Genomic DNA, 12501 nt, shown 5'->3' on the forward strand with positions numbered 1-12501 from the left:
TCGGCTTTAACAGCCTAAAAACATGATAGGTGCTCCGATATGCAAAAAATAGCCGATAACCATCGACAAATCACAGTTGCTCATCCAGCACTTTCGACAGCATGTCCACAAAGAAATCCACGCTGCGCCGGGAAGTGACCATCGGCGGCTTGATCTTGAGGATATTCAGGTAATCCCCGGTGGGCTGCATGAAAATCCCTAACTCACGCAGACGATCACACAACAAGGCGGTTTCTGCGGTCGCAGGTTCGAGGGTATGGCGATCACGCACCAGTTCAAGGCCCAGATAGAATCCCGAACCGTGTACAGCACCGACGAGTGGATGGCGGTCGATCAATTCCTCCAGTCGCGCCTTGAAGTGCCCGCCTACCACTTGGGCGTTTTCCCACAGTTTTTCCTCTTCCATCACGTCCAGCACTGCCATGCCGATCCGGCAGCTGACCGGGCTGCCTCCGGATGACGAGAAGAAGTAACCCTCGGCCTCCAGCGCCTCGGCAATTTCTCGGCGGGTGATCACTGCGCCCAACGGTTGGCCGTTGCCCATGCCTTTGGCCATGGTGATGATGTCGGGCACCACTCCCTGCTGTTCAAACCCCCAGAAGAAATGCCCCATGCGGCCGTAACCCACCTGCACTTCGTCGGCGATGCACACGCCACCCTGGGCACGGACCAAGCCATATACCTGTTGCAGGTAACCCGCTGGCAGGGAGATGCCGCCGGCATTGCCGTACACCGGCTCACAGATGAACCCGGCCAATTGACGCTGGCTCGCGGCGATTTTCGCCAGGTTATGCTCCACGCTTCGTACATAGTCCGGCGCGCTGTCCGGCCCTCGGAACTCACCGCGGTAGGTATTGGGCGCGGTCACTGGGTGCACCCAATCCGGGCGGCTGCTCAAGGCCTGGGGGTTATCGGCAATCGACGTGGACACGGCATCCGCCGCCACCGACCAACCGTGATAGGCCTCCAGCACGCTGAGCATGTCGCGCCCGCCGCTGTAGGCCCAGGCCAGGCGAATCGCCAGGTCATTGGCCTCGGTGCCGCTGTTGACCAGGAACACCCGGTCCATGCCCTCCGGCGCCAACGCCAGCAGGCGCTCGGAGAACTCGGCAATTGCCGCATAGTGAAACCGCGAGTTGGTGTTGAGCAACGACCACTGCCGCGCTGCCACTTCAGCCATGCGCGGGTGGCCATGGCCCAGCACGGCCACGTTGTTGAGCATGTCGAGGTAGGATCGGCCCTGCATATCGATCAGGTGGTTACGCCAGCCACGCTCGATACGCGGCGGGTCGGCGTAGTAGTGCTTCTGGGAGCGGGCAAAGCTGGCATCACGCCGGGCCAGCAGGGCCTCTGGGTCCAGTTCCGACTCAGCATCACAGGCCAGGCCCAACAGCGCCGCGGGTGACGGGCACAATGCCTGCCACGCCAACGCCCGGGAAGGTGTGCAGAACAGTGGCGGTTCAAGGTCGGCGCGGCACAACTGCACGGTCAACGGCGCATGAACCTCGCCCAGCACCTGCCCTTTGACCAGCGTTGCGCCGGGCTTGAGTGATGTGCGCACGCCCCACAGGCGCAGGCTCAGCCCACTGCTATGCAAACACAGTAAGCCGTCGGTGCCTTCGCGCAGCGTTCCCGCAAAGGGCGCCTCCAAAACCGTGCCGTGGGGCAGATGCAGCTCGACATGCAGGGGAAAGGTCTCGGGCTCCACCGCACTGTCGGGACGGGTGCGCGACAAGCGGTATTGCCCGTAACGACTGGCCGCCAGCCCATGCACCGTCGCCGCTTCATCCAGCAAGCGTCGATCTATGCCGGGAGTCTCCCAATTGCCAGCCTCGAAATGCGGGCTGAGTACGCCCAGGTCGATCAGCGCGAACTCGCGCCCCACCAAGCCTGGCAATAAAGGCGCGAAGTCTTGGATGGCGACGGGCGGTAATGTTTCGCCGACGCTGCGCAGAATCGCCGCTTGCATGAGTTCAAAGGGCACCGACGTGGCGATATCGAAAATTTCCCACTCGTGTTCGGCGTTTTTCTTTAGATAAGCGTTATCCGGGTCCAGGCGTTGCTGCTGCTCACTGCTGAGCACCAACACTGCCGCGCGAGCGACGATCAACGGCCACAGCGCCTCTAACTCTTCTCGCCGCAAGGGCGTGACCGCGCGAAAGGCCTGGATCGCCGACAAGAGGGCAAACGGATCACCGTCGGCATGGTGCAACAGCGCCGCGCAGGTCACCGACAGATCGGCAATTCGCCAGGTGAGCACCAGATCGCCGAAATCGATCACGCCTTGTATACGCCAGTGCCGCTGGGCATCACGCTGCCACATCACGTTGTCGTCGGTGATGTCCATGTGCACCGCTTGCCAGGGCAGGCGTGCCGCCAACGGCTGCACATGCGCCTCGACCTGCCTGGCCACCTGCTCCAATGCGGCACGGTGCGGCAGGTCGGGCAAGGTCGCCAGCAGGTGGATGATCAATGCCTGGGCGTGGCGCGGGTCCCATTGCAGGGTGCGCTCCAGGCCCGGGTGCTCAAACCCTGCCAGTGCGAGGCTCATCTGCCCGCACAGCTCACCAAAGCCTTCGATCACGGTGCGGCTCAGGTGGGGCAGATGCGTCAGGGGTTGGCCGTCGATGTAGTCCAACAGCCGCAGGTGCAGGGTTTGGCCATCGAGGTTGACCGTCAGCAACTCCTCGCCTTTCACGGTCTGGATGACCTTGGGCACGCGCAAGCCGGCATGCGTACCCAAGTTGTTGAGGGCCGCATGCTGAGCCTGGAGTTCAACCGCGGCGTAGTCACCCCGGCAGATTTTCAGAACGAAACGGCCCCGCGTGCTGTCAATTCTGTAGTTGAGGTCTTGTTGGCTGCCCAATGAGCGTAATTTGCCCGTCAGTCCATAGTGTCGATCGAGCAGGTGTGCTGCCTGCTCGGGGGTGACTTGTGGGCAAGGCAAGCTGGCACGGTGGGTCAACGTGGCTAACGACATTGTGACGACCTTTGTTTTTTCAGGCGTCTATATCGCCATTGTTCTGTGGCGTTAATCAACCCCTTCTGCTCACGGTGCTTGCGCCGGCCCGATTCACAACTCAAGCTATGCTACTTTCGCCCAGTGTCCGTCTAAGGAAAAGGCCCTCGACATGCGCATTCTCATCACCGGCGGTGCCGGATTTATTGGCTCGGCCCTGATCCGGCACTTGATTCAACACACTGAGCATGAAGTGCTCAACCTGGATAAGCTGACTTACGCCGGCAACCTTGAGTCGCTGGCCAGCATCGCGTCCAACAGCCGCTATGAGTTTGTCCAGGCCGATATCATCGACCAGGCCACCGTCAGCGCCGTGCTCGCACGCTTCGAACCCGATGCGATCATGCACCTGGCGGCCGAGTCCCACGTTGACCGCTCCATTGACGGTCCGTCGGATTTTATCCAGACCAATATCGTCGGCACCTACAGCCTGCTGGAAGCCACGCGCGCCTATTGGCAGAAGCTGGCAGAGCCGGCAAAAAGTGCGTTCCGTTTCCACCACATCTCCACTGACGAGGTGTATGGCGACCTGCACGGCGTGGACGATCTCTTCACCGAGACCACGCCGTACGCACCGAGCTCGCCGTATTCCGCGAGCAAGGCAGCGTCTGACCACTTGGTACGCGCCTGGCAGCGCACCTATGGCCTGCCGGTGCTGTTGACCAACTGCTCGAACAATTACGGGCCGTTCCACTTCCCCGAAAAATTGATCCCGCTGGTGATTCTCAACGCCCTGGCGGGCAAGCCACTGCCGGTATATGGCGATGGTCTGCAGGTGCGTGACTGGCTGTTCGTCGAGGATCACGCCCGGGCACTGCTCAAAGTGGTAACCACTGGGGTTGTGGGCGAGACCTACAATATCGGCGGCCACAACGAACAGAAAAACATCGACGTGGTACGTGGCATTTGCGCCCTGCTGGAAGAACTGGCGCCACAACGCCCAGCCGGCGTGGAGAAATTCACCGACCTGATCACCTTCGTCAAGGATCGCCCGGGCCACGACCAACGCTACGCCATCGATGCCAGCAAAATCGAACGCGAACTGGGCTGGGTCCCGGAAGAAACCTTCGAGACCGGCCTGCGCAAAACCGTGCAGTGGTACCTCGATAATCTGGAATGGTGCCGCAGGGTCCAGGACGGCAGTTATCAAGGTGAACGACTGGGCAATACTGACGTGAAGGATTTGATCGCATGATGAAGGGAATTGTATTGGCCGGCGGTTCCGGCACGCGTTTGCACCCCATTACCCTGGGCGTGTCCAAACAGTTGTTGCCGGTGTATGACAAGCCGATGATCTACTACCCGATCTCGGTACTGATGCTGGCAGGGATCAAGGACATCCTGGTGATCTCCACCCCAGTGGACTTGCCGCAATACCAGAACCTGCTAGGCGATGGCAGCCAGTTCGGCGTGCGCTTCAGCTACGCGGAGCAGCCGTCGCCGGATGGCTTGGCCCAAGCGTTTATCATCGGTGAAGAGTTCATCGGCGATGACCCTGTGTGCTTGATCCTGGGCGACAACATCTTCCACGGCCAGCATTTTGGCGATCAACTGCGCACCGCCGCCGAACGCCCTTCGGGCGCCACGGTATTTGGCTACTGGGTCAAAGACCCTGAGCGTTTCGGTGTGATTGACTTCGATAGCGAAGGCCGCGCCCTGTCCATCGAAGAAAAACCGGCTAAACCCAAGTCCCACTACGCGGTGACCGGCCTGTACTTCTACGACAACGACGTGATCAAGATCGCCAAGGCGGTCAAACCTTCGCCACGCGGCGAACTGGAGATCACCGACGTCAACAATGCCTACCTCCAACGTGGCGATCTGCACGTTGAACGCTTCGGCCGTGGGTTCGCCTGGCTCGATACCGGCACCCATGACAGCCTGTTGGAAGCCTCGACCTACGTTCAGACCATCGAGCACCGCCAGGGTTTGAAAGTAGCCTGCCTGGAAGAGATCGCTTACGAAAATGGCTGGATCAATCGTGATTATCTGCTGGAGCGTGCCAAGTACTTTGGCAAGACCGGCTATGGTCAGTACTTGTACTCTCTCGCTGGGAATCCTAAATGAATGTGAACGCCACTGAACTGCCCGGTGTATTGATCATCGAGCCCAAGGTTTTTGGCGATGAACGTGGCTTTTTCTACGAAAGTTTCAATGCCCGGGATTTTGCTCAGGCCAGCGGCCTGGAACTGCAATTTGTGCAGGACAACCATTCGCGCTCGCAAAAGGGCGTGCTGCGAGGCCTTCACTATCAGGTCGAACACGCCCAGGGGAAATTGGTGCGTGTAACCGCCGGAGAGGTACTGGACGTTGCGGTGGATATCCGCCGCAGCTCACCACATTTCGGCAAATGGGCCAGCGTGCGCCTATCTGCCGACAATAACCGCCAGCTGTGGATTCCACCGGGCTTCGCCCACGGTTTTGTAGTACTCAGCGAATACGCTGAATTCCTCTACAAAACCACGGATTACTACACGCCGTCTGCGGAGCGGTGCATTCGCTGGGACGATCCTGAACTGAATATTGATTGGCAGTTGGCGGGGCCACCCACTTTGTCTGCCAAGGATCAAAACGGTAAAAACCTGAAAGACGCGGACCTGTTCCCGTGACCACCTCACTTAAAATCCTCATCACCGGCCAACACGGCCAAGTCTCCCAGGAGCTGCAACAGCGGCTCCAGGGCCTGGGCGAACTTATCGTCCTGGGCCGCGACCAGCTTGACCTGGCGAACGCAGACCTCATCCGCCAACAAGTGCGCGCCCATCGCCCTGGCCTGATCATCAACGCGGCGGCCCACACCGCCGTCGATCTGGCCGAGAGCGAACCGGACGCTGCGTTCGCCATCAATGCCATCGCCCCCGGCATCCTCGCCGAGGAAGCCAAGGCCCTGGGTATCCCGCTGATCCATTATTCGACCGACTACGTGTTCGACGGCAGCAAACCTGCCGCCTACACCGAAGACGACACGCCCAACCCATTGGGTGTCTACGGCCAGAGCAAGCTGGCGGGTGAGCAGGCGATTGCGGCGGTAGGTGGCCAGTACCTGATCTTGCGTACCAGCTGGGTCTATTCGAGCCATGGCAAGAATTTCCTGCTGACCATGCAGCGCCTGCTGCAGGAAAAACCGCAGATGCGCATCGTGGCCGACCAGATCGGTGCGCCGACCTGGGCCGGTACCATCGCCAACAGCACCCGTTTGCTGATCGAGCAGTGGCAGGCCGGTAAGGCTGGGGATTGGGGTGTTTACCACCTTACTGCCCAGGGTGAAACCTCGTGGTTCGGTTTTGCCGAGGCGATTGGCGAGCAACTGCGCGCCGAGGGCAAGGCCTGTGCCGAGCTGGAGCCGATCCCTTCCAGCGCCTACCCGACCCCCGCCAAGCGCCCGCTGAACTCGCGCCTGGACTGCACGCGCCTGCAACTGCAATGGCACGTCAGCCAGCCACAGTGGCAAGACGCATTGCACGAGTGTCTTGCACAGCAGCACTAGGCATAATGCGCCTGTACCCACAGGCGCGACTTACATGACCCCACCCCTTGCGCGAAGACCCCGCTGGCGCAGCCTCGCCCTACTGGCTCTGTGCCTGGCGCCGCTGTTGTGGCCGCTGGAGCATTTGGCCGAGCGCTATTACCGCAGCGAGCTGGCCGGGCAAAACCGCCAGACCCTCGACCTCTACGTCGCCAACTTGTTGGGCACCCTGCATCGCTACGAAATACTGCCGCAAATCCTCGGTGACTTGCCGGCCCTGCGCACCGCATTGGACGCGCCCCACGTCAGCACCCACCTGGTCAGCGCCAACCAGTTGCTCAAGGACGTCGCCGCCCAGGCCGGGGTAGAGGTGATGTATTTGATGGACACCACCGGCAAGACCCTCGCCGCGTCCAACTGGGACAAACAAGACAGCTTTGTCGGGCGCAACTTCTCCTTCCGTCCGTATTTCAGCGAGGCCATGGCCGGGCGCCTGGGACGCTTCTTCGGCCTGGGCACCACCTCGGCCAAGCGCGGCTACTTCTTCGCTGCCGCGGTGCGTGACGGCGACACCATCATCGGCGTGCTGGTGGTGAAGGTCGACCTGGACCACACCGAAAGCCTGTGGGGCAATACCCCGGAACAACTGTTGGTCACCGACCATAACGGCGTGGTGATCCTCACCTCACGCCCGCAATGGCGATTCCGCGCCACTCGGCCACTAACCGCCGAAGAACGCGAGGCCATCGTTGCCATCCAGCCCTACCCCACCCGCGACCCGCAGCCGCTGAGCCTCAGCAGCAGCGCCTGGCTGCGCCAATCCACGGCCATCGCCGAGACCGGCTGGAACGTGGAAATCCTCGCGCCGCGCTCGCTGATCAACCGTCCGGTGCGCACGGTCGTCGCCGTGGGCGGCGCCACGTTGTTGGTGCTGATGCTGTTGCTGGGGTTGCTGATGCAGCGCCGCCGGCACTACCTGGAACGCATCGCCTTCGAAGCCAAGGCCCGCCGCGAGTTGGAGATGCGCGTGGCCGAGCGTACCAGCGACCTGGAGGGCCTGAACCGGCGCCTGAAACAGGAAGTGCTGGAGCGCGAGCATGCCCAGCAAGAACTGGTGCGCGCCCAGGACGACTTGGTCCAGGCCGGTAAACTCTCGGCGCTGGGCACCATGTCGGCGAGTATCAGCCATGAATTGAATCAGCCACTGGCGGCGATTCGCAGCTATGCCGAAAACGCCGAGATCCTGCTCGACCATGAGCGCACCAACGATGCCCGCGGCAACCTCAAGCTGATCAGCGAATTGACCGGGCGCATGGCCTCGATCATCGCCCACCTGCGCGCATTCGCCCGCCGCGATCGGCATGCGCCAGAGAGCGTGGCTTTGCAACCGGCGCTCGACGACGCCCTGGCATTGCTGGCCAAGCGTCGGCGTTCGATGGAGGTGGAGTTGATCCGCGACCTGCCAGAGGCGACCCTGTGGGTGCAGGCCGGTGAAACCCGCCTGCGCCAGGTGCTGGGTAACTTGCTGGCCAATGCCCTGGATGCCCTCACCGAAAAAGGCCCGCCACGCAGACTCTGGCTGAGTGCCGAAACCACGCCCCAAGGCGTCAACTTGTATATTCGCGACAACGGCCCGGGCTTTTGCATGGAAGCCCTGGGCCGCGCCAGTGAGCCGTTCTACACCACCAAGACGCGCACCCAGGGCCTGGGGCTAGGGCTGGCAATCTGCGACACCCTGATGCGCGCCTTCGGCGGCGAACTGTTGTTCGCCAACCACAAGGAGGGCGGCGCGCTGTTAACCTTGAAATTGCGTGCCGGCTCGCCGGGCGTCAGTCTGCAACCGTCCGAGGACCGCAGTGTATGAGTATCGACAACTCGATTCAGGTGGTGTTGATCGACGACGATCCACACCTGCGTCAGGCCCTGTGCCAGACCCTGGACCTGGCCGGCCTGAAAGTCCTGCCCTTGGGAGAAGCCACCGGGCTCACCGCTCGCTTGTCTCGCGACTGGCCGGGCGTAGTGGTCAGCGACATCCGCATGCCCGGCATGGACGGCCTGGAGCTGTTGGCCGAACTGCACGGCCAGGATCCCGACCTGCCGGTGCTGCTGATCACCGGCCACGGCGATGTACCGCTGGCGGTGCAGGCCATGCGTGCCGGTGCCTATGACTTCCTGGAAAAACCCTTCGCCAGTGACGCGCTACTCGACAGCGTGCGTCGTGCCCTGGCCCTGCGTCGGTTGGTACTGGACAACCGCAGCCTGCGCCTGGCCCTCAGCGACCGCCAGCAACTGAGCACGCGGCTGGTAGGGCACTCGCCCCAGATGTTGCGCCTGCGCGAGCAAATCGGTGCACTGGCCGCGACCAAGGCCGATGTGCTGATCCTCGGCGAAACCGGGGCGGGCAAGGAGGTCGTCGCCCGCGCCCTGCACGACCTCTCAAGCCGACGCAGCGGCCCGTTTGTGGCGATCAATGCCGGGGCACTGGCGGAATCGGTGGTGGAAAGCGAACTGTTCGGCCATGAACCCGGCGCGTTTACCGGCGCGCAAAAGCGCCGCATCGGCAAGTTCGAGTTTGCCAATGGCGGCACGCTGTTTCTGGATGAAATTGAAAGCATGAGCCTGGATGTACAGGTCAAGTTGCTGCGCCTTCTACAGGAGCGCGTAGTGGAACGCCTGGGTGGCAATCAGCTGATCCCGCTGGATATCCGCATTATCGCCGCCACCAAGGAAGACCTGCGCCAGGCCGCTGACCAGGGCCGTTTCCGTGCCGACTTGTATTACCGCCTCAATGTGGCGCCGCTGCGCATCCCACCGCTACGTGAACGGGGTGAAGATGCGCTGATGCTGTTCCAGCACTTCGCCGACGAGGCCAGCAGCCGTCACGGCCTGCCCTTGCACGAACTGCAACCGGGCCAGCGCGCGCTGTTGCTGCGCCACAGCTGGCCGGGCAATGTGCGGGAACTGCAAAACGCCGCGGAGCGTTTCGCCCTCGGCCTGGAGCTGGCCTTGGATAACACCCAGGATCACCCCGCCGCCGGGGTCCTGACCTCCACACCCGGAGGCCTGAGCGAGCAAGTCGAACAGTTCGAAAAAAGCCTGATCGCCGCCGAACTGACCCGCCCCCACAGCTCCGTGCGCAGCCTCGCCGAAGCCCTGGGCGTGCCGCGCAAAACCTTGCACGACAAACTGCGCAAACACGGCCTGAACTTCGCCGACAGTACCAGCCAGAGCGCCGACGACGAATGACATCGTCAACCCACAAAGAGGCCGCCATGAGCCGCGACAGCCGTTACCTGGAATCCATCCTTCACCATGACATCCCACTCACCCGGGAAATGGGCCTCAAGGTGCTCGACTGGCAACACGACCAACTGCAACTGCACCTGCCCTTGCAGGCCAATATCAACCACAAGAGCACCATGTTTGGCGGCAGCCTCTACTGCGGCGCGGTGCTGGCGGGTTGGGGTTGGCTGCACCTGAAGCTGCGTGAAGCCGGGATTGAAGACGGGCATATCGTGATTCAGGAAGGGCAGATCAGCTACCCGTTGCCGGTAACCCAGGACGCGACAGCCATTTGCGCGGCGCCGCAGGACAAGGTGTGGAAACGCTTTGTGGCGACCTTTCAGCGCTATGGGCGGGCGCGGTTGGCGCTGGAGACGTGGATAGTGAATGAAGGCAGCGAAGAGCACGCCGTGATCTTTACCGGTCAATACGTGCTGCATCGCTAACGACCGCTGGCAACGTACTGTAGGAGCGAGCTTGCTCGCGAAAAAGGCCAACGATAACGCAGCGCTCTCAGGTTTTTCGCGAGCAAGCTCGCTCCTACAAAGGGGTCATGATCTGGCGAGGGTCAACAGCCGCTCACGCCACGCCGCCTTGGCTGGCAACGCCAGGAAGAACGGATTCAGCAACGATTCCCGCGCCGGGTAGCTGAACGGCTTGCCATTCAACTCCAGCACTTCCCCCCCTGCCCCTTCCAATACACCCTGGGCCGCTGCGGTATCCCACTGCGAGGTCGGCGCCAGGCGCGGATAACAATCGGCACTGCCCTCGGCCAGCAAACAAAACTTCAACGAGCTGCCGATATTCGCCAGCTTCAACTCACCCAAACCTTCACTCAAACCATCCAACAGGCGCTCCTGCTCAGGGCTGGTATGACGACGGCTGGCCACCACGGTAAAGGCTTCTCCCGCAGCCCTGGTCTGACGCACTTGAATCTGCTTGGGCGCAGCATTGACGTCCGAACGCCAAGCCCCCAGGCCCGCGCCGCCGAAGTAGCAACGGCCAGTGGTCGGTATCGACACCACGCCGAACACCACGCGGCCCTGTTCGATCAAGGCGATATTGACGGTGAATTCTTCACTGCCAGAAATGAATTCCTTGGTGCCATCCAAAGGGTCCACCAACCACCAGCGCTGCCAACCGGCACGCACACTCTGATCGATATCGGCATCCTCTTCAGACAGCACTGGAATGCTTGGGTCCAGCGCGGTGAGGCCTGCGAGAATCAGATGGTGGGCAGCCAGGTCGGCAGCCGTCACGGGTGAATCGTCCGCTTTGGAGGTCACGGCTACGTCGGCACGCCAGTACGGCAGGATGGCTTCACCGGCCTGGCGCGCCAGTTCAATGACCGGGGCGATAAACGGGTGGCCTAAAAACAGTTCGCTCATGCGTTGAACGCTCCACGCTGGGTCAACAGGTCTCTGACCAGATACAGCGCTGCCAGGGCGCGACCTTCGCTGAATTGCTCGTTTTGCGCCAACGCCGACAGCTCACGCAGGTTGACCCGGTCTACCCGCATCGGCTCGGGCTCATCACCTTCAAGGCGCTCTTCATAGAGATCGGTAGCTAACACCACCTGGATCTTCTGGCTCATATAACCAGGCGACAATGACAGCTCGGTGATGTGTTCCAACTGCCGTGCGCCATAGCCGGCCTCTTCCTTGAGTTCGCGGTCTGCCGCCGCCAGTACGTCTTCGCCGGGCTCGATCAGGCCTTTGGGTAATGACAATTCATATTCGTCAGTGCCGCCGCAGTATTCTTCCACCAGCAATGCATGGTCTTCATCGATCATCGCCACAATCATCACCGCGCCATAGCCCGCACCGCGGCCCACAAGACGTTCGTAGGTGCGCTCAACGCCATTGGAAAAGCGCAATTGCACTTCCTCCACGCGGAACAAACGGCTACTGGCGACTATTTCGCGGGCGAGGACAGTGGGTTTCTGGCGCATAAACGGCTCCTTGGCGTGATCGGGTTACTATACCGTGGCTTTTCCGATTGTCTGTGTCGGATATCTTTACTTACATGAGACCCCACCATGCCCTCTCTGCCCTGGCACGCCATCGACACCGTCCTGCTGGACATGGACGGCACCCTGCTCGACCTGCATTACGACAACCACTTCTGGATGGAGCACCTGCCCCAGCGCTACGCCGAGCTGCACGGTGTGAGCCTGGCCATGGCCGAGATGGAGCTGCAACCGCTGTTTGAGCGTAACGCCGGACAGTTGCAATGGTATTGCCTGGATTTCTGGACCACCGAACTCAAGATCCCGGTGCGCGAACTCAAGCTGGAAACCGCCCACCTGATCGCCCTGCGCCCGGATGCCGATACGTTCCTGGCGGCGATCAAACAGGCCGGCAAGCGCGTGATCATGATCACCAACGCTCATCGTGATTCGCTGTCATTGAAATTGGAACGCATTGAACTGGCGCCGTATTTCGAGCGATTGATCAGCTCTCACGACTACGGTTTTCCCAAGGAAAACCCGCAATTCTGGCAAGCCTTGCAAGCGGATATCCAGTTTGACCCGGCCCGTAGCCTGTTTATAGATGACACTTTGCCGATCCTGCGCAGTGCTCGGGATTTCGGTGTAGGGCATTTACTGGCCGTGAAAGAGCCTGATAGCAAGAAAGGACCAAAGGACACTGCAGAATTTTTAGCAGTGGGGGATTATCGAGATCTCATTGCCGGACTTATGTAGGAGCGAGCTTGCTCGCGAAAAACGTCAACG

Annotated in this window: 11 protein-coding genes; 8 read left to right on the plus strand and 3 right to left on the minus strand. The window is 61.2% G+C overall.

What is annotated here, in order from left to right:
- Positions 1 to 70 precede the first annotated feature (70 nt).
- Positions 71 to 2980: an aminotransferase gene (locus DK871_RS05185; RefSeq protein WP_161904220.1), complete on the minus strand. Its 2910-nt coding sequence runs from the start codon at positions 2978 to 2980 to the stop codon at positions 71 to 73.
- Between the two features lie 151 nt (positions 2981 to 3131).
- On the opposite strand from DK871_RS05185, the gene rfbB reads away from it, so the two are divergent.
- Genes rfbB through DK871_RS05220 form a run of 7 tightly spaced genes read left to right on the plus strand, consistent with a single transcriptional unit; the run spans position 3132 to position 10213 of the window.
- Complete coding sequence (gene rfbB / locus DK871_RS05190; protein ID WP_032894082.1) at positions 3132 to 4214, plus strand: dTDP-glucose 4,6-dehydratase; 1083 nt, start codon at positions 3132 to 3134, stop codon at positions 4212 to 4214.
- Positions 4211 to 5086, plus strand: coding sequence for a glucose-1-phosphate thymidylyltransferase RfbA (gene rfbA, locus DK871_RS05195; RefSeq protein WP_161904221.1), 876 nt, complete (start codon positions 4211 to 4213; stop codon positions 5084 to 5086). Before rfbB ends, rfbA begins: the two co-directional genes overlap by 4 nt.
- Positions 5083 to 5628 (plus strand): dTDP-4-dehydrorhamnose 3,5-epimerase, encoded by a 546-nt coding sequence (gene rfbC / locus DK871_RS05200; RefSeq protein ID WP_094774393.1) that lies wholly within the window; start codon positions 5083 to 5085, stop codon positions 5626 to 5628. The genes rfbA and rfbC overlap by 4 nt, the downstream gene beginning before the upstream one ends.
- On the plus strand, positions 5625 to 6506 hold the full coding sequence (gene rfbD / locus DK871_RS05205; RefSeq protein ID WP_161904222.1) for a dTDP-4-dehydrorhamnose reductase: 882 nt from the start codon (positions 5625 to 5627) through the stop codon (positions 6504 to 6506). Before rfbC ends, rfbD begins: the two co-directional genes overlap by 4 nt.
- Before the next feature lie 34 nt (positions 6507 to 6540).
- Positions 6541 to 8349, plus strand: a complete 1809-nt coding sequence (locus tag DK871_RS05210) for an ATP-binding protein (protein ID WP_056782632.1) — start codon at positions 6541 to 6543, stop codon at positions 8347 to 8349.
- On the plus strand, positions 8346 to 9731 hold the full coding sequence (locus DK871_RS05215) for a sigma-54 dependent transcriptional regulator (protein WP_161904223.1): 1386 nt from the start codon (positions 8346 to 8348) through the stop codon (positions 9729 to 9731). The genes DK871_RS05210 and DK871_RS05215 overlap by 4 nt, the downstream gene beginning before the upstream one ends.
- A 26-nt stretch (positions 9732 to 9757) precedes the next feature.
- Positions 9758 to 10213: a thioesterase domain-containing protein gene (locus DK871_RS05220; protein WP_161904224.1), complete on the plus strand. Its 456-nt coding sequence runs from the start codon at positions 9758 to 9760 to the stop codon at positions 10211 to 10213.
- A gap of 105 nt (positions 10214 to 10318) precedes the next feature.
- On the opposite strand, the gene cysQ is transcribed toward DK871_RS05220, so the two are convergent.
- Together cysQ and nudE are read right to left on the minus strand one after the other, a co-directional pair.
- A complete protein-coding gene (gene cysQ / locus DK871_RS05225; protein WP_044270548.1) occupies positions 10319 to 11155 on the minus strand; it encodes a 3'(2'),5'-bisphosphate nucleotidase CysQ in 837 nt (278 codons plus the stop codon).
- On the minus strand, positions 11152 to 11718 hold the full coding sequence (gene nudE / locus DK871_RS05230; protein WP_005783845.1) for an ADP compounds hydrolase NudE: 567 nt from the start codon (positions 11716 to 11718) through the stop codon (positions 11152 to 11154). Before nudE ends, cysQ begins: the two co-directional genes overlap by 4 nt.
- Positions 11719 to 11805: 87 nt before the next feature.
- Here nudE and yrfG point away from each other — a divergent pair, with 87 nt between their 5' ends.
- Positions 11806 to 12471, plus strand: coding sequence for a GMP/IMP nucleotidase (gene yrfG / locus DK871_RS05235; protein WP_161904225.1), 666 nt, complete (start codon positions 11806 to 11808; stop codon positions 12469 to 12471).
- The last annotated feature ends 30 nt before the right edge of the window (positions 12472 to 12501 follow it).

It is taken from the genome of Pseudomonas sp. L13 (assembly GCF_009935965.1).
In the GTDB taxonomy this organism is placed as follows: Bacteria; Pseudomonadota; Gammaproteobacteria; order Pseudomonadales; family Pseudomonadaceae; genus Aquipseudomonas; species Aquipseudomonas lactis.